The sequence below is a fragment of the Rhizobium sp. KDH_Rht_773_N genome (genome assembly GCF_052946295.1).
The window spans coordinates 2,226,113-2,243,521 of the sequence record NZ_CM129525.1 but is presented as its reverse complement, the minus strand read 5'-3'; the positions used below and the strand labels follow the sequence as shown (position 1 = coordinate 2,243,521).

The 17,409-nt window shown below is 62.0% G+C and carries 17 protein-coding genes and 1 pseudogene; 7 read left to right on the top strand and 11 right to left on the bottom strand.

Annotation, left to right across the window (positions count from 1 at the left end; translation table 11 throughout):
- Positions 1-28: 28 nt before the first annotated feature.
- Together ACU8HS_RS11245 and ubiG are read left to right on the top strand one after the other, a co-directional pair.
- Positions 29-229: pseudogene (locus tag ACU8HS_RS11245) on the top strand (BA14K family protein); the annotation flags it as partial.
- A gap of 171 nt (positions 230-400) precedes the next feature.
- The gene (gene ubiG / locus ACU8HS_RS11240; RefSeq protein WP_113412745.1) at positions 401-1,147 is read left to right on the top strand and encodes a bifunctional 2-polyprenyl-6-hydroxyphenol methylase/3-demethylubiquinol 3-O-methyltransferase UbiG; all 747 of its coding nucleotides are present in this window, start codon (positions 401-403) and stop codon (positions 1,145-1,147) included.
- A gap of 46 nt (positions 1,148-1,193) precedes the next feature.
- Here the strand turns inward: ubiG and ACU8HS_RS11235 are convergent, their stop codons facing one another.
- The 4 genes from ACU8HS_RS11235 to ACU8HS_RS11220 are packed head-to-tail and all read right to left on the bottom strand — an operon-like array spanning position 1,194 to position 3,552.
- The gene (locus tag ACU8HS_RS11235) at positions 1,194-1,622 is read right to left on the bottom strand and encodes a DUF1178 family protein (protein ID WP_113412744.1); all 429 of its coding nucleotides are present in this window, start codon (positions 1,620-1,622) and stop codon (positions 1,194-1,196) included.
- Positions 1,619-2,476: a carbon-nitrogen hydrolase family protein gene (locus ACU8HS_RS11230; RefSeq protein WP_112573415.1), complete on the bottom strand. Its 858-nt coding sequence runs from the start codon at positions 2,474-2,476 to the stop codon at positions 1,619-1,621. Before ACU8HS_RS11230 ends, ACU8HS_RS11235 begins: the two co-directional genes overlap by 4 nt.
- Before the next feature lie 9 nt (positions 2,477-2,485).
- Positions 2,486-2,743 carry a glutaredoxin 3 gene (gene grxC / locus ACU8HS_RS11225; RefSeq protein ID WP_112705850.1) on the bottom strand — a complete coding sequence of 86 codons (258 nt, stop codon included), beginning with the start codon at positions 2,741-2,743 and terminating at the stop codon, positions 2,486-2,488.
- A 32-nt stretch (positions 2,744-2,775) separates the two neighbouring features.
- A complete protein-coding gene (locus tag ACU8HS_RS11220; protein WP_112573419.1) occupies positions 2,776-3,552 on the bottom strand; it encodes a ComF family protein in 777 nt (258 codons plus the stop codon).
- Between the two features lie 156 nt (positions 3,553-3,708).
- Between ACU8HS_RS11220 and ACU8HS_RS11215 the strand changes: the two genes are divergently transcribed.
- Positions 3,709-4,593: a methyltransferase domain-containing protein gene (locus tag ACU8HS_RS11215; RefSeq protein ID WP_113412751.1), complete on the top strand. Its 885-nt coding sequence runs from the start codon at positions 3,709-3,711 to the stop codon at positions 4,591-4,593.
- A gap of 15 nt (positions 4,594-4,608) precedes the next feature.
- Here ACU8HS_RS11215 and ACU8HS_RS11210 read toward each other — a convergent pair whose 3' ends face one another.
- The 6 genes from ACU8HS_RS11210 to ACU8HS_RS11185 form a co-directional block, all read right to left on the bottom strand.
- Positions 4,609-4,776, bottom strand: coding sequence for a Flp family type IVb pilin (locus ACU8HS_RS11210; protein WP_112573421.1), 168 nt, complete (start codon positions 4,774-4,776; stop codon positions 4,609-4,611).
- A gap of 69 nt (positions 4,777-4,845) precedes the next feature.
- Entirely contained in the window at positions 4,846-5,166 is a 321-nt protein-coding gene (locus ACU8HS_RS11205) for a hypothetical protein (protein ID WP_112573423.1), read from the bottom strand.
- 126 nt (positions 5,167-5,292) lie between these two features.
- Entirely contained in the window at positions 5,293-5,706 is a 414-nt protein-coding gene (gene mutT / locus ACU8HS_RS11200; protein WP_112573425.1) for an 8-oxo-dGTP diphosphatase MutT, read from the bottom strand.
- Positions 5,703-6,509 (bottom strand): GNAT family N-acetyltransferase, encoded by an 807-nt coding sequence (locus ACU8HS_RS11195; RefSeq protein ID WP_112573427.1) that lies wholly within the window; start codon positions 6,507-6,509, stop codon positions 5,703-5,705. The genes mutT and ACU8HS_RS11195 overlap by 4 nt, the downstream gene beginning before the upstream one ends.
- A complete protein-coding gene (gene argJ / locus ACU8HS_RS11190; protein ID WP_447014433.1) occupies positions 6,490-7,731 on the bottom strand; it encodes a bifunctional glutamate N-acetyltransferase/amino-acid acetyltransferase ArgJ in 1,242 nt (413 codons plus the stop codon). The genes ACU8HS_RS11195 and argJ overlap by 20 nt, the downstream gene beginning before the upstream one ends.
- Positions 7,732-7,851: 120 nt before the next feature.
- Positions 7,852-8,736 carry a peptidylprolyl isomerase gene (locus ACU8HS_RS11185; RefSeq protein ID WP_112573429.1) on the bottom strand — a complete coding sequence of 295 codons (885 nt, stop codon included), beginning with the start codon at positions 8,734-8,736 and terminating at the stop codon, positions 7,852-7,854.
- A gap of 248 nt (positions 8,737-8,984) precedes the next feature.
- On the opposite strand from ACU8HS_RS11185, the gene secA reads away from it, so the two are divergent.
- The 3 genes from secA to ACU8HS_RS11170 all read left to right on the top strand — a co-directional run bounded on the left by secA (position 8,985) and on the right by ACU8HS_RS11170 (position 14,554).
- Entirely contained in the window at positions 8,985-11,702 is a 2,718-nt protein-coding gene (secA, locus tag ACU8HS_RS11180; protein WP_112705847.1) for a preprotein translocase subunit SecA, read from the top strand.
- A gap of 158 nt (positions 11,703-11,860) precedes the next feature.
- The gene (locus ACU8HS_RS11175) at positions 11,861-13,276 is read left to right on the top strand and encodes an oligosaccharide flippase family protein (protein WP_113412742.1); all 1,416 of its coding nucleotides are present in this window, start codon (positions 11,861-11,863) and stop codon (positions 13,274-13,276) included.
- Entirely contained in the window at positions 13,277-14,554 is a 1,278-nt protein-coding gene (locus tag ACU8HS_RS11170) for a GNAT family N-acetyltransferase (protein WP_447014432.1), read from the top strand.
- Here the strand turns inward: ACU8HS_RS11170 and ACU8HS_RS11165 are convergent.
- Positions 14,551-16,182: an AMP-binding protein gene (locus tag ACU8HS_RS11165; protein ID WP_447014431.1), complete on the bottom strand. Its 1,632-nt coding sequence runs from the start codon at positions 16,180-16,182 to the stop codon at positions 14,551-14,553. The genes ACU8HS_RS11170 and ACU8HS_RS11165 overlap by 4 nt on opposite strands.
- Before the next feature lie 223 nt (positions 16,183-16,405).
- Here ACU8HS_RS11165 and ACU8HS_RS11160 point away from each other — a divergent pair, with 223 nt between their 5' ends.
- On the top strand, positions 16,406-17,386 hold the full coding sequence (locus tag ACU8HS_RS11160; protein ID WP_112705843.1) for an aldo/keto reductase: 981 nt from the start codon (positions 16,406-16,408) through the stop codon (positions 17,384-17,386).
- The last annotated feature ends 23 nt before the right edge of the window (positions 17,387-17,409 follow it).

Below are 17,409 nucleotides of genomic sequence, written 5' to 3'. Positions count from 1 at the left end.
ACACCACCCGCAGACGATCGTCCGTGATCGGCACTGTCGCCGTGACAATACGGGCGCCATCATTGGCGGCCTTGCGGCGGGCGCGATCATCGGCGGCATCATTGCCTCGCAGCCGCGCCTTCGCACCGGCAATTCGCATGCCGACTATTGCTACAGCAAGTACCGCTCCTCTCGCGCATCCGACAATACCTACCAACCGACGAATGGCCCGCGCCGTCGATGCCGCTGAACCAATCTCCGAAGCGGCTTGCAGCCCCCCAGACATGCGGGGGCCGCTTGTCAGAGCCAATGCAATCCGAGAATTTCCGGCACGTCTTCGCCAGCCGATGCGACCGAGCCGCCCCTTGACTTATCCTGCCGATCGTCCGACTTCACTGGCAGGATGCAAAGGAGCGGTAAGATGACCCAGGCTGCCAAAACCACCATAGACCAGAGCGAAGTCGATCGCTTTTCCGCCATGGCGGCCGAGTGGTGGAGCCCGACGGGCAAGTTCAAGCCGCTGCACAAGTTCAATCCCGTTCGCCTGGCCTATATCCGCGACAAGGCAGCGGAGAATTTTTCTCGCAATGCAAGAAGCGCCAAACCGCTGGAGGGCCTGCGCGTGCTCGATATCGGCTGCGGCGGCGGCCTTCTGTCGGAACCGGTTGCCCGCATGGGCGCTGACGTCGTCGGCGCCGATCCCTCGGAAAAGAATATCGGCATCGCCTCCACCCACGCCAGGGCATCGGGTGTCGCGGTCGACTATCGCGCCGTCAGCGCCGAACAGCTTGCCGAGGCAGGCGAGACCTTCGATATCGTGCTCAACATGGAAGTGGTGGAACATGTGGCCGATGTCGAGCTTTTCATGAATACCTGCGCCGGCATGGTCCGGCCGGGCGGCTTGATGTTCGTCGCCACGATCAACCGCACGATGAAGGCGGCCGCACTTGCCATTTTCGCTGCCGAGAACGTGCTGCGCTGGCTGCCGCGCGGCACGCACCAGTATGAAAAGCTGGTGCGCCCGCAGGAGCTGGAAAAACCGCTGGCTGCAAACGGTCTCGAGATCGTCGACCGTACGGGCGTCTTCTTCAATCCGCTGGCAAACCAGTGGAACCTGTCGAAGGACATGGATGTGAACTATATGCTGCTGGCAAAGCGCCCGGCCTGATCGCGCCGCATGCAGGCCCAAATCATGAAGGGCCTGCAGCCTTCAATCAGTTCACGTCTTCGGGCAGGATCGGCAGGGCGGCGATCTCTATGCCTTCTTCCACCAGCGACCGCGCTTCGTCGACCGTTGCCTTGCCGATGATACCGCGGGCATCCGCCTCACCGTAATGGATCTTGCGGGCTTCCTCGGGAAAACGGGCGCCGACATCTTCGGAATTCGCCTTGATCGCGGCAACAGCTTGCTTAAGCTTCAGGAAGGCTTCGCGGCGGGCCGTATCCATGGCGACGGCCTGCATTTCATCCTTCTTGCGCGCGGTCGCGACGGACGGCGCCATCAGCGATTTGGAGATGGAGCCGGAATTGCAGACGGGGCAGGTCAGAAAGCCGCTTGCGACCTGGCGATCGAAATCGGCACTTTCGGAAAACCAGCCTTCGAATTCGTGGGCATTCTCACAAATAAGGGAATAACGGATCAAGCTGCTACGCCTCCTGACATTCCCCCCGCAATCCTCTCGATGGAAAACTCCCGACCGTTCTTAAGGTTCGGAATCTTGTCGTGTGCAGCCTTGACGGCTGCCGGATCGATTTCGGCCAGAACGACGGCCTCCCCGGTCGGGCCGGCTGACGCCAGCACCTTGCCCCAGGGATCGACGATCATCGAATGGCCGAACGTCTCGCGTCCGTCCTCATGCAGACCGGCCTGCGCGGCGGCGATGACGAAGACACCGTTTTCGATGGCGCGCGCCCGCAGCAGGATTTCCCAATGCGCCTCGCCGGTCTGCTTCGTAAAAGCCGCTGGAACGGTCATCACTTCGGCACCGGCCACCGCCTGTGCGCGAAAGAGCTGCGGGAAACGCACGTCATAACAGATGGTGAAGCCCATCTCGGCGAAGGGCAGCGACAGAACGCGCGCCTCCGATCCCGGCCGGTAGGCCGCGCTTTCGCGCCAGCTCTCGCCATTGTCGAGATCGACGTCGAACATGTGGATCTTGTCGTAGCGGTTCAGGATCTTGCCGTCAGGTCCGAACAGGAAGCCGCGATTGGCCATCTTGCCGTCGTCGAGCGCAATCGCCGTCGAGCCGACATGCATGAAGATGCCGAGTTCGGCGGCAAGCGCCGAGCCCGTCCTGACGATGATGTCATTGCTCTCGTCGCGCAGCACTTCCTTTGCCGCGGCGCGGTTACGCTGCAACATGCCGGTCATTTCGGGCGTCTGCACGTAAGTTGCGCCCTTTGCTGCGGCCTCGCGCACGAGGCGCGCCATCGAAGCGGCATTCCGTTCCGGATCGACACCGGAACACATCTGGATGGCGGCAGCCGTAAAGCTCATCGCTCTTCCTCAGGCTGCCAGCAGCGGATCGAGCTTGCCGGCCCGATCGAGCGCGTAGAGATCGTCGCAGCCGCCGACATGCGTGCTGCCGATGAAGATCTGCGGAAAGGTGGTGCGGCCGTTCGACTTGCCAAGCATTTCCTGGCGAAGCTCCGGCGAGAAGGTCGCGTCATGCTCGACAAAATCGACGCCCTTCTCTTCAAGAAGAGATTTGGCGCGTGCACAATAGCCGCAGAATTGGCGGGTATAGATGGTAACGGGTACCATGAAGCTCTCCAGACAGTGCTGTTTTCTTTTTGTCATATAGTTTCTGCAAGTGCCCTTGCAAAGGTTAAAACGGTTATATCGGCAGCACCCGCCTTGCGCAGCGCGCGCGTTGCCGCACCGACCGTGGCACCTGTCGTATAGACATCGTCGACCAGCACGATGCGTTTGCCGAAAACGTCGCTTTCCCTGCCCGCGGCAACCGCAAAAGCGCCGCGGACATTGTCCTCGCGTGCCCGCACACCAAGACCGACCTGCTGGCTGGTGCGCTTCACGCGCAGGAGTGTGGCGGGCAACAGGGGTTTGCCTGCAAGCCTCGCCAAATGCCGGCCAAGTTCTGCGGCCTGGTTGAATTTGCGCGAGACCATGCGGGTGCGGTGGAGGGGAACCGGAATGACCGCATCGCAGCGCTCGACCATGCCGTCCGATGCGCGCAGCATCCAGCCGGCCATCATCGGCGCGAGATCGGTGCGATCCCGATATTTGAGGCCGTGTACGAGGGTGCGAACGGCATGGTCATGAGTGGCTGCCGACCGCAGCCGGTCGAAGGGCGGCGGATTGGCGATCGCCTCTGCGCTCAGGATGCCGGGGCCGAGATCATGCGAAAAGGGGATGCCGAGCACCTCGCAATAGGGCCTTTCGATGAAGCGGACCTCTGACCAGCACCTGGCACAAAGGCCGCGATGTCCGCCTGTCGAAACTCCGCAGGCCGCGCAGGACGGCGGATAGACAAGATCGGCAAGCATGAAAAAGGGCCGCAGAAGCTGCGCCCGTATCCGCCCTGTCTCACCTTTCGTCTCGATCGTCCCCATATCAGGCAGAATAAAGCATGTCGCACAAAACCGGGTAGCGGTTTTGCGATGACGGCATGGGTAAAAACAAAGACCGAAAGCAACGCGCTTTCGGTCGCCGCCCGTCAAAGGAAAATCGCCTTGCCGCCCGCCAGGCGGGGGAATATGGACATCGTCATGGATATTATCTTCGACAAGGCGCAGATTGCCGCAAACCGCCGGCGCGCGCTCGTAAACAACGACCCGAAAGCGGGCTTCCTGCTCGACATCGCCGCCGAGGAACTGGCAGACCGCCTGGCCGTTGTCGAACGGACCTTCGAACATGCGGTGGAACTGCACGGCACCACCGGCGCGGCCGCCCGTGCTGCGATCGCGACCGGCAAGGTCGGCAACCTCACCCGCGTGGAAAGCGACCTTCGTTATGTCGCGCCGGGCGAATCCTTCCTCGAAGCACCGCTCGAAGACGTGCCGATGTCGCCTCAATCGGCCAATCTGGTGATTGCCCCGCTCAGCCTGCACCTGACCAACGACACACCCGGCGTTTTCATCCAGATCCGCCGCGCATTGAAACCGGACGGCCTGTTCCTGGCCGCCATTCCAGGCAGCGGCACGCTGCAGGAATTGCGCGAGGTGCTATTGGCGACCGAGATAGAAATGACCGGCGGCGCAAGCCCGCGCGTCATTCCCTTCGCCGATGTGCGCGATATCGGCGGCCTGCTGCAGCGTGCCGGTTTCGCACTCCCCGTCATCGATGCGGAGAATTACACGGTACGCTATGATTCAATCTTTCCGCTGATGCGCGACCTCAGAGCGATGGGCATGACCAATCCGCTCGCCGCCCGCAGCCGCAAGCCGCTGACGCGCGCCTTCTTCCTGCGGGCGGGCGAAATCTATGCCGAGCGCTATTCGGACCCGGACGGGCGTATCCGGGCGACATTTTCGGTGATCTACGTGTCGGGATGGGCGCCGCATGAAAGCCAGCAACAGCCGCTGAAGCCGGGATCGGCCAAAGCACGGCTTGCCGACGCCCTCAAGGTAGAGGAGCAGAAGCTCAAACAGTAGGTGCCGGCAGGAAAATCAGTTGATCGTCAGGTTGTTCTCGACGGTGTTGAAGACGCCGCGCAGGCCGTTGGTGAACACACCCAGCCCACCGATAAGGGCCGCCGCCATCAGTGCTGCGATCAGCCCATATTCGATCGCCGTCGCACCGCTCTTGTCGGCCAGAAATCTCTTCAGCAAATTCATCAACCCAACCCTTTGCGCGCAAGACAGCCTTGAAAATAACGAGCCTTCAGCCGACGGAACCTGCATTCCTCAACAGCCGGCACCGACGCCGTAGCCCTGAACGACGCAGACGGAGCCGGGCGTATCCTGGAGCACGCTGCGGCGGATCGTATAACGCTTGCCGTTCTCGCTTTTAGGGATCGAACCGGTGGTGATCGTATCGAAATCCGCCGGCGCGCTGGCGAGCACGCTCTTCTTGGAGGAATCCGCCAGCATGGGCGTCAGGATCAGGGTGAGCGCCACCACGGCCGTACCGAAGAGAAGCGCAATATTCAGCGCCCCCGTCCTGCGCGAGGCAGACGAAGAAGCGCGTTCCTTTTCGCGCACAGCTTTCCAGAAATCGTCGTCCATGACGTCAAGCCCTTAAATACACACACGCCAGTTGCTTGAGTGAGGCCGATCATTGCCAGAAGGTGCTAAATGATCGATTAATATCCACAGGCGAAATGGACGTTTCGCGCTAATATTGAGTAAGGGCTAAAGTAAATCCTGCAGCACCGGGATGAGCGGTTCGTCGGCCGGCGGCATCGGATAGTCGCGCAGCGCCTGCGGGCGTACCCATTTGATCGCCTGGCCTTCACGGCCCTGCGGGATGCCCTCGTAGCGGCGGCAGACATAAAGCGGCATCAGCAGGTGGAACGTGTCGTAGCTGTGGCTGGCGAAGGTCAGCGGCGCAAGGCAGGGCACCTTTGTGGTAATGCCGAGTTCTTCGTGCAGTTCACGCACCAGCGTTTCCTCGGGCGTCTCGCCGGGCTCGACCTTGCCGCCGGGAAACTCCCACAGGCCGGCAAGCGACTTTCCTTCCGGCCGCTGTGCCAGAAGGATACGCCCGTCGGTATCGATCAACGCGCAGGCGGCGACCAGAAGCAGCTTCCTTCCCGCTTCGTTCATTCGCAGCACTCCTGCCAGTAGCAATAGTGGTAGGCATCGCGAAAACCGAGACGCTCGTAAAGGGCGATCGCCGGCGCGTTGGAAAGCTTCACCTGCAGCCAGGCGGTGCGGGCGCTGCGCATCCGCGCCCAACGCAGCGCCGAAGTCAGGATCTCGATGCCGAGCCCCTTGCGTCGATGACTTCCTGCGACCGAAAGCGACATGACACCGGCAAGGTCATTGTCCTGTACGCAAAGAACCGTCGCCAGCGGGCCGTGCGCCGCATCGTCGATCATGAAAAGCCCCGATGGCGGCTTGATCGCGGAAATGATTTCGGCAAGCGCCGGCTTCAACGATACCGGCGCCTGGTCGACCGCGAGATTGGCATCGACAAAACGACCGACGTCATGCGTCGGAAGATGATCGAGCGTGTCGGGCAGATCGGCCTGCGACAGGTCACACACCATCACCGCCGTCTCGTCGAAACGTTTCCATCCCTGTTCCTTGATCAGATCGATCAGAACAGGCGAGGCAAGCGGTGTCTCACGCACCACGGCGGGCCGGCCGTAGGCCTCGAACTTGCGGCTTGCCTTCTCCAGCCGGATCTCGACATCGCGATGGTCCGAGGGATCGAGAGGCACGATGGAATTCAGCCGGTTGGAGGGATGGCCCGCCGTCAGGCGGACCTGCCAGCTGCCGTCATATTGCACGGACGCGGCCGGCCAGGCACGAAAACCCACGGCCTCCAGCCGCCGGACCAGCGGCAGGTTCTGCTTCGGAAGGGATGCGTGCATCAACGAACGGTCAGCTCCGGTAGTCGCCATTGATCGCAACATATTCCTTGGTAAGGTCGCAGGTCCAGACCGTGGCCTTGCCGGAACCGAGACCAAGATCGACCTTCACGGGAATATCCTGCTTCTTCATGACTGCAGAGGCCGCATCCTCGGAATAGCCGGGATCACGCTCGCCGTTAACGGCAACGCGCACATCGCCGAACCAGATGGCAAGCCGGTCCCGGTCGGCCATTTCCCCGGCCTTGCCGACAGCCATGACGACACGGCCCCAATTGGCGTCCTCGCCGGCAGCGGCCGTCTTGACCAGCGGCGAATTGGCGATGGAAAGCGCAATCGTCTTGGCAGCGGCATCGCTCTCGGCACCGGTCACGGTGATTTCGAGCATCTTCGTGGCGCCCTCGCCGTCGCGGGCGACCTGGATTGCCAGATCCCTGAGAAGCTCGTTGAGCGCCGAACGGAAAGCACCGAGCTGCGGGTCGTCCGCGCTCGTGATGCGCGCCTGCCCGTCGGATGAGGCAGCACCCGTCGCAAACAGCATCAGCGTATCGGAGGTCGACGTATCGCTGTCGACGGTCATGGAATTGAAGCTCGGCTCGACGCCGGCGGACAGGAGCGACTGCAATACGGGAGAGTCGATTGCAGCATCCGTGACGACGAAGGAGAGCATGGTCGCCATGTCGGGCGCGATCATGCCGGCCCCCTTGGCGATGCCGTTGATCGTCACCTTGACGCCGCCGATTTCGGCGCTGCGGGTCGCAACCTTCGGATAGGTGTCGGTGGTCATGATCGCCTTGGCGGCCTCGAACCAGAAATCGCCGGTCGCATCGGCCTGCATCTTGTCGAGCACACCGGCAAATTTGGTCGCGTCGAGCGGCTCGCCGATGACACCGGTCGATGCGAGAAAGATCTCGTTTTCCGCGCAACCGACGGCGGCGGCAGCGGACTTTGCCGTAAGCTCGGTCGCAGCGCGGCCCTTCATGCCGGTGAAGGCATTGGCATTGCCGGAATTGACGACGACCGCGCGCGCCGTGCCGTGCGGCAGGTTGGCCCGGCAGAAATCGACAGGCGCGGAGGGGCATTTCGACTTGGTGAAGACGCCGGCGACAGAGGCCGGCGCGTCAAAGACCATCATCAGCACGTCCGTCCGGTTCTTGTACTTGATGCCGGCGGAAGCGGTCGCCATGCGCACGCCGCGTAGGACCGGCAGCGAAGCGAAGGTTTTCGGGGCAAGCGGAGAAACGGTAGCGGACATCTGGAACGACCTGCCAATGAGCATTTCCAGGCGAAATGGCAACCGGTTCGCCGTCCCGGAAATGCGATAACAAACGATGATAGTGAATGGCCCGGAAGAACCGGGCCTGATTGCTGGTGATTACTGTTGCGGCGCCGGAGCCGGCGCGGGCTCGGCACCCGGCTCGGCCTGCTTGTTGGCGTCTTCGTAGCCCTTGCGCAGCGTTTCGTCCACAATCTCGACCTTGGCCGAGGACTTCGCCTCGCTCAGCAGCGCAAAATACTTGTCGCGCATGACGAGCTGACGAACCTGGTCCTGCACCTGCTCGAACGGCGGCGGCGGAGCGTCGCGCTTGTCCTCGACCTTGATGACGTGATAGCCGAAGTCGGTCTTCACAGGGGTCTTGGAGTAAGCGCCCTTTTCGAGGGCGAAAGCGGCATCCTCGAATTCCTTGACCATGCGGCCGCGCGTGAAATAGCCGAGGTCGCCGCCGTCATCCTTGTTCGGATCGGTGGACTTTTCCTTGGCAAGCTCGGCAAAATCCTTGCCGGCGTCGAGCTGCTTGATGACGTCCTTGGCCTCGTCCTCGGTCTTGACGAGGATGTGGCGGGCGTGGACCTCTTCCTGCTTCGGAATAGCTGCGACTTCCTTGTCGTAGCGGGCCTTCACATCCGCATCGGTCACGGTGTCGACGACATGCTTCTTGAAGTAGGCGTTGTGAAGCTCGCGGTCGGCGAGGTACTGCATGCGCTTCTTGAAATCGTCCGTCTGGTCAAGCTTCTCGGCGGTGGCGTCGGCGGCCAGGAGCTTCACGTTAATCGCGGCGGAGAGTCCGGCGATCTTCTTCTGGTCGTCGGGAAGCTGCGCAAGCTGCGGGTCGAGATTGGCGATCGCCAGATCGAGTTCCGACTGGTGGATTTCCAGATTGCCGACCTTGGCGACAACGGCATCGTCGGCATAGGCCGGAACCTGGAAGGCGACGAAGGCCGTAAACGCCAGCGCAGCAAGTTTGTTGGTGCTCAACATCAAATAACCCTTCACAATTATACCCGCCGGCTCCAGCTCTCGTGAATCCAGCCCGAAAACAGGCTTCAACACCGGAATGTGGCCTTTCTATATCAGCCAAATCCGTTGACATCATTTGCCCCCCCTCTTATCTGTCACGCAACCTCGCGTCCAGAACAGTTTCCGGGCGTTTTCAAGCGTGCGCCTGTTTTTCGGCTGGGTAGCGAATAAGAAACGTCGGGGAAGAATATTCAGAAAGGACCAGTCATATGGTCAGCTTTGGCGGTATTGCCCGCAAGTTATTTGGCTCAGCCAACGATCGCCGCGTGCGGTCCTTCCAGCCGAACGTCGCCGCAATCAACTCTATAGAAGAGAAGACCAAGGCGCTGACGGACGAGCAGCTTGCCGCCAAGACGGCGGAATTTCGCGCTCTTCTGGCGGAAGGCAAGACGCTGGACGACATCCTGATCCCGGCCTTCGCGGTCGTTCGCGAAGCCTCCCGCCGCGTGCTCGGCATGCGACCTTTTGACGTACAGCTCGTCGGCGGCATGATCCTGCATTCCAACGCCATCGCCGAGATGAAGACCGGTGAAGGCAAGACGCTGGTCGCCACGCTGCCGGTCTATCTGAACGCGCTTTCCGGCAAGGGCGTGCACGTCGTCACCGTCAACGACTATCTCGCACAGCGCGACGCCGCCACCATGGGACGTCTTTACGGCTTCCTCGGCATGACCACGGGCGTCATCGTCCACGGCCTGTCCGACGAAGAGCGCCGCGACGCCTACAATTGCGACATCACCTACGCGACCAACAACGAACTCGGCTTTGATTATCTGCGCGATAACATGAAGTACGAGAAGAACCAGATGGTCCAGCGCGGCCACAATTTCGCGATCGTCGACGAAGTGGACTCGATCCTCGTCGACGAAGCCCGCACGCCGCTGATCATCTCCGGTCCGCTCGACGACCGTTCCGATCTCTACAACACGATCGACACCTTCATTCCGCTGCTGACCCCGGAAGATTACGAGATCGATGAAAAGCAGCGCTCGGCGAACTTCTCCGAAGTGGGAACCGAGAAGCTGGAGAACCTTCTGAAGCAGGCCGGCCTGCTGAAGGGTGCCTCGCTCTACGACATCGAGAATGTCGCGATCGTCCACCACATCAACAATGCGCTGAAGGCCCACAAGCTCTTCCAGCGCGACAAGGACTACATCGTCCGCAATGGCGAAATCGTCATCATCGACGAATTCACCGGCCGCATGATGCCGGGCCGCCGCTATTCGGAAGGCCAGCACCAGGCGCTGGAAGCCAAGGAAAAAGTGCAGATCCAGCCGGAAAACCAGACGCTGGCCTCGATCACTTTCCAGAACTATTTCCGCATGTACGACAAGCTGGCCGGCATGACCGGCACGGCCCAGACGGAAGCGGAAGAATTTGGCAACATCTACAATCTCGATGTCATCGAGGTTCCGACCAACCTGCCGATCAAGCGTATCGACGAAGACGACGAGGTCTACCGGACCGTCGAAGAGAAGTACAAGGCGATCATCACCGAGATTCTGGACGCCCACAAGCGCGGCCAGCCGGTGCTCGTCGGCACCACCTCGATCGAAAAGTCCGAATTCCTCGCCGACCTGATGCGCAAGCAGGGCTTCTCGAACTTCCAGGTTCTGAACGCCCGCTACCATGAGCAGGAAGCCTATATCGTCGCCCAGGCCGGCGTGCCGGGTGCCGTCACGATCGCCACCAACATGGCCGGCCGCGGTACCGACATCCAGCTCGGCGGCAACCTCGACATGCGTGTCGAGCGCGAACTCGGCGAAGTCGAGCCGGGTCCCGAGCGCGACGCCAGGATCGAGGCGATCCGCGACGAGATCAAGCAGCTCAAGGAAAAGGCGCTTGCCGCCGGCGGTCTTTACGTCATTGCCACGGAGCGCCATGAAAGCCGCCGTATCGACAATCAGCTGCGTGGTCGTTCCGGCCGTCAGGGCGACCCCGGCCGCTCGAAATTCTACCTGTCGCTTCAGGACGACCTGATGCGCATTTTCGGCTCCGACCGCATGGACGGCATGCTTCAGAAACTCGGTCTCAAGGAAGGCGAGGCGATCGTCCATCCCTGGATCAACAAGGCTCTGGAACGCGCCCAGAAGAAGGTCGAGGCCCGCAACTTCGACATCCGCAAGAATCTCCTGAAATACGACGACGTTCTGAACGACCAGCGCAAGGTCATCTTCGAACAGCGCGTCGAGATGATGGAAGCGCCGAACATTTCCGAGACCGTGTCCGACATGCGTCGCGAAGTGGTGGACGATCTGGTCGCGACCCACATCCCGGAACGGGCCTATGCCGAACAGTGGGATGCCGCTGGCCTGAAGACGCAGGCTGCCAACATCCTCAACCTCGACCTGCCGATCGAGGACTGGGTGAAGGAAGAGGGTATCGGCGAAGACGATATCCGCGAACGCCTGATGGAAGCCGCCAACGCCGCCTTCAACGAGAAGGTCGAGCGCTTCGGCCCCGATATCATGCACTATGTCGAGCGCCAGGTCGTCATGCAGACGCTCGACCATCTCTGGCGCGAGCACATCGTCAACCTCGACCATCTGCGCTCCGTCATCGGCTTCCGCGGCTACGCCCAGCGCGATCCGCTGCAGGAATACAAGTCGGAAGCCTTCGAGCTCTTCCAGTCGCTGCTCAACAACCTGCGTCAGGCCGTCACCGCACAGCTGATGCGTGTGGAACTGGTCCAGCAGGCCCCGCCGCAGCCGGAACCGCCGGTCATGCAGGCGCATCATCTGGACCCGATGACGGGTGAGGACGAATTCACCAACACGACCTATCAGGCGCTTGAAGTCGCTGTCCCGCCGGAAAACCGCAACCCCAACGATCCATCGACCTGGGGCAAGGTCGGCCGCAACGAGGCCTGCCCCTGCGGCTCGGGCAAGAAGTACAAGCACTGCCACGGTGCGTTCGAACAGGTCTGACAATGGCGCCTTCGGGCGCCATTTTCTTGGGTAATTTCCGCCCAATTATGGATCAGCGCAGGAGCCAATACCGCCGATTGGGCATACCCTTTCTTAACGCTGATCTGGCAAGACTTGGCCGTGCGAATGCCCTGCCCCTAGAGTTTTGCGTGTTCAGAATGGCGGTCATAGAAACAGCGGAAAAGATGCTGCCCGCAGGGCTGCGGCCGATCGCAGGCCGGGCGTTGCGTATGGCGGGCGCTGTTCTCACCGAACGGGGTGACAAGGCCGCCGCCCAGCGCATGGCGCTGATCGCCTTTTCGATCCGCATCCTGAGCGCAGCCCTCGCCTTCCTGTCGCAGATCGTGCTCGCCCGGCTGATGGGCGAATACGAATACGGCATCTTCGTCTTCGTGTGGGTGCTGGTCGTCCTCTGCGGCGATCTGTCCTGCCTCGGTTTCCACACCGCCATCGTCCGCTTCCTGCCGCAATATCGCGCGGCCGGCGCCTTTGCCGAAATCCGCGGCCTGACGGGGACGGCGCGCGTCTTTGCCATGCTCTCGGGCACGACCATTCTCATTGCCGGCATGCTCGGTCTGCATTTCTTCGGCGACAGGATCGAGAGCTATTATCTGGTGCCGATCTTCCTCGGTCTCATGGCCATGCCGATGATCGCCCTCGGCGACATTCTCGAGGGCACGTCGCGAGCCAATCACTGGCCCGTCATGGCGCTGAGCCCGGTCTATATCGTCAGGCCGGTCCTCATCATCCTCTTCATGCTGGCCGCGATCTTCTTCGGCGCGCCGCATACGGCCGTCACCGCCATGCAGGCAGCACTCGCGGCGACCTTCGTCACCGCGCTCGGCCAATATGCCGCCACGCTCTATCGGATGCGCAAGCATTATGATGCCGGTCCCCGCAAGGTGGATTTCCTGGAATGGCTTGGCGTCGCTTTCCCGATCTTCCTCATCGAGGGCGTAAGCTTCCTGCTGACCAATTCCGATGTCGTCGTCGTCGGCATTTTCCTGGAGCCGCATGACGTCGCGATCTATTTCGCAGCCGCCAAGACCATGGCGTTGGTCCATTTCATAAATTTCTCGGTGAAAGCCGCGGCAGGTCCGCGTTTTTCCTCGATCATCGCCGAGGGGAACCGGAGCGATCTTGAGATTGCGGCCATCGATGCCGCCCGCTGGACGTTCTGGCCCGCGCTTGGTGCCGGCCTTGCGGTGCTGGCTGCCGGCCATCTGCTGCTGTCGCTTTTCGGCGGCGCCTTTACGGCCGGTTATGTGCTGATGGCGATCCTGCTGGCCGGTATCCTTGCCAAGGCGCTGGTCGGCCCCGCCGAGACGCTGCTGATGATGGCAGGCAAGCAGAATCTCTGTGTGGCCCTCTATGCCGGCGCGCTCGCCGCCAATGTCGGCCTCAATCTCCTCTTGATCCCGCACTACGGCATCGTCGGAACGGCAATCGCCACGGCCTCCGCCATGGCCGTGGAAGCGCTCCTGCTGCATGTCTTCGTGCGTCGAGCCCTCGGCTTCACGCTGTTCGCCTTCGCAACCCCTTCCGCCGCAACGCCAGACATGAGAGCCCGATAGATGGTACGTGTACCACCCATCACCGAGAGCACCGACAGCAACGCGAACCGCATGGTTCACGATCTTGCCGCGCTCAAGTTCGAAGCGCCGCAGGCTGAGGCACGGATCGAAATCGGCCGGCCGGGCCGCGAGCTCTGCCTGTATCCCGGCAGGCTGGGTTACGATCTGCAGGAAGAACTGGACTTCCTCTCCAACCGCGCGATGGAGCCGAACGTCTTCTTCAGCGGCCGTTTCCTGGCGCCGGCCATGCCGCGTCTGGAAGACCGGCAGGTCAATTTCGCCATCATCAGAGACCACAACGAGAAGCGCAGCCGCATGCGCCTGCTCATGCCCTTCTCGGTCGACAAGCCCGGCTTTGCCGTCGGCCCGTCGATCATCCGCGGCTGGGCAAACAGCTTCGGTCCGCTGGGCACTCCCCTGGTCGATGCCGAGGATGCGGCGGAGACGCTGGACAATCTCTTCGAAGGTCTTGTCACTCAGGATCTCGGCCTGCCGGGCACCCTGGTCCTTCCGGACGTGCGGCTGAACGGCATCTTCGTGCGCATGGCAAAGGCGGTGGCGCTGAGCCGCAACCTGCCGCTGACCGTCGCCAATCCCTATGAGCGGCCGATGCTGCAGAGCGATGACGACGCCATGGCCTATCTCGGCCGCACCGTATCGTCCTCGCACCTGCGCGAAATGCGCCGCCAGTGGCGGCTTCTCGAAGAACTCGGCAACGTCGTCCACACCGTTGCCCGCCAGCCGCGTGAAATCCATATGCGCTTCGAGGAATTCCTGGCGCTGGAAGCCGGCGGCTGGAAGGGCAAACGCCGCAGCGCACTGGTGACCGACCGCTACCACACCGCCTTCGCCCGCGAGGCCGTCTCCAATCTGGCGGAAATCGATGCGGTGCGCATCCATACGATCGACATCAACGGCAAGGCGATCGCCGCCGTGGTCGTGCTGATGATGGGCGGCGAAGCCTATACCTGGAAGACCGCCTATGACGAAAGCTATTCCCGCTATTCGCCCGGCAAGCTCCTGATGAGCGAACTGACCGAATGGCATCTCGACGATGCCAACGTCGTGCGCTCGGATTCCTGCGCAGTCTCCGATCATCCGATCATGAGCCGCTTCTGGCAGGAGCGCGAGGAAATGGGCACGCTGGTGATCGGTCTTACCCAGAATGGCGACCGCGACATGCGCCAGGTCGCCGCCCAGCTGCACATGTACCGCAGCACCCGCAACATGGCGAAGATGCTGCGCGAGAAGATCATGTCGCTCGCCGGCCGCGGCTAGATCTCGGCCGCAGCCTTCTCTCGCAGCAAGCGGCGAATGACCTTGCCCGTTGTCGTCAGCGGCAGGGCATCGACGAATTCCACCTCGCGCGGATATTCGTGCATCGAAAGCCGCGTCTTCACCCAGTCCCTGATTTCTGCGGCAAGCTCCGCGCCGGCAGCATGGCCCGGCGCAAGCACGATATAGGCCTTGACGATTTCGGTTCTGAGCGGATCGGGTTTGCCGACGGCAGCGGCGAGCTGGACGGCCGGATGGCCGAGCAGGCAGTCTTCGATCTCCGCCGGGCCGATGCGGTATCCCGATGAGGTGATGACGTCGTCGTCGCGGCCTGCGAACGTGATGTAGCCCTCAGCATCCTGCCAGCCAATATCGCCAGTCAGCAGCCAGCCCCTGGCATATTTCCGCTCCGTCGCTTCGGGATCGTTCCAGTAACCGAGGAACATCACCGGATCGGGGCTGGCAATGGCGATCTGCCCCTGCGCGCCGACCGGCAGCTCCTCGCCTTCATCGTCGACGATCGCCACCCTGTGGCCGGGCGACGCGCGCCCGATCGCGCCGGCCTTCGTCACGCCGAAGGCGGCGCTCGAAGACAGCACGAAATTGCACTCCGTCTGCCCGTAAAATTCATTGACGGTAATGCCAAGCGTCCGGCGCACCCATTCATAGGTCTCCCGCCCCAGCGATTCACCTGCCGAACCGATGGTGCGCAGCACGAGATCATACTTCGAGCGCGGATCCTCGACGGATTTCAGAAGCCGCAGCGCCGTTGGCGGGATGAAGGCATTGCGCACCCTCATCTCGGCCATGATGCGATAGGCCATGTCGGCATCGAACTTCTGTGCCGGCGATGACACGACAGGCACGCCGAGCAGCAGGCTCGGAAGCAGAGCGTTGAGCAGGCCGCCGGCCCACGCCCAGTCCGACGGTGTCCACATCCTGTCGCCGGCCTGCGGAAAGCCTTCGTGGGCAAATTGCATGCCGGGAATATGGCCGGCCAAGACCCGATGGCCGTGCAGCGCGCCTTTCGGCGGCCCCGTCGTGCCCGACGTGAAGATCATCAGCGCCGGCTCGTCCGGCCCCGATTGCGCAATATCGAAGACGGGCGGATGGGCCGAAACCAGGTCGGCGAAGCCGAGTATACCGGCCGAGGCCCCTTCGATACTGATGACATGCCGGACGTCGGGCAGGCGATCGCGGATCTGGCTGATGCGCTCAAGCCCGAAGCCGTTGGTGACGACGGCTGTCGCACCCGCAGCCTTCAGCCGGTATTCCAGCGCCTCGACCCCAAAAAGCAGCGCAAGCGGCAGCGCGATCGCGCCCATCTTGTAGATCGCCACATGCGAAATGACCGTCTCGAAGGATTGCGGCAGAAGCAGCGCCACACGATTTCCTCTGCCGATGCCAAGCGCCGAAAGCGCATTGGCGAAGGAGGAGGAGCGACCGGCAAGCTCGCCATAGGTCAAGGACAAATGGTGGCCGTCAGGACTGAAATGTTCGAGGCAGACGCGATCCGGATCACGCGCGGCCCAATCGTCGCTGACGGCGCGGCCGATATTGAAATCCTCGGGGATCTGCCAGGAGAAATCGCGGTAGAGCGCGTCATATCGATCGCCGGGCGGCAGGTTCATGGGCATTGATCCGGTAAATGCTGCACCAGCTAACACCTCACCGGCCGCGCACGCAAGCGGTGTAATCCGCAAGGATAGGGCGACATTGCGCCCGCCCATCACGTATTATTGCGCTAACTGCAGAACACATTCTCCGCTAGGCTTGCTGAGACTTCGGCGATTTCTGCGCTACATCATGCGCATGCGCCTGGGGAGTCGCTGAAATTCATCACGGAGCACTTTCATGGAATATGTGAAACTCGGGAAGACCGGTCTCGAAGTCTCGAAGATCTGCCTCGGCTGCATGACCTATGGCGATCCGAACCGCGGAAATCACGCCTGGAGCCTGCCGGAAGAGGAAAGCCGCGCCCTGCTCAAGCAGGCGATCGATCTCGGCATCAATTTCCTGGATACGGCCAACACCTACTCCAACGGGTCGTCGGAGGAAATCGTCGGCCGCGCCATCAAGGATTTCGCCAAACGCGAGGACATCGTGCTCGCCACCAAGGTGTTCAACCGCATGCGCCCCGGCCCGAACGGCGCCGGCCTGTCGCGCAAGGCAATCTTCGACGAGATCGACAACAGCCTGCGCCGTCTCGGCACCGACTATGTCGATCTCTACCAGATCCACCGCTGGGACTACACGACGCCGATCGAGGAAACGCTGGAAGCCCTCCATGACGTGGTCAAGGCGGGCAAGGCTCGCTATATCGGCGCCTCTTCCATGTATTCCTGGCAATTCGCCAAGGCGCTCTACACCTCCCGCCTCCATGGCTGGACGGAATTCGTCAGCATGCAGGATCACCTCAACCTGCTCTACCGCGAGGAAGAGCGGGAAATGCTGCCGCTCTGCGAGGACCAGAAGATCGCTGTCATCCCCTGGAGCCCGCTTGCCCGCGGCCGCCTGACCCGCGACTGGGACGAGAAGACCAATCGCAGCGAGACCGACGAATTCGGCAAGACGCTCTACAAGCAGGCCGAAGATGCCGACCGCAAGATCGTCGAGAAGGTCGCCGAGATCGCCAGGGCTCACGGGGTCTCGCGCGCCCAGATCGCAACCGCCTGGATCCTGCAGAAGAGCGCCGTCACCGCCCCGATCATCGGCGCGTCCAAGCCGCAGCATCTGACGGATGCCGTCGGTGCGCTGACGGTAAAGCTGAGCGCCGAGGATATCGCGGCGCTCGAAGCCCCATACATCCCGCACAACGTCGCCGGCTTCAAATAAACCCGTGCGTCGCCCCTCCCTCC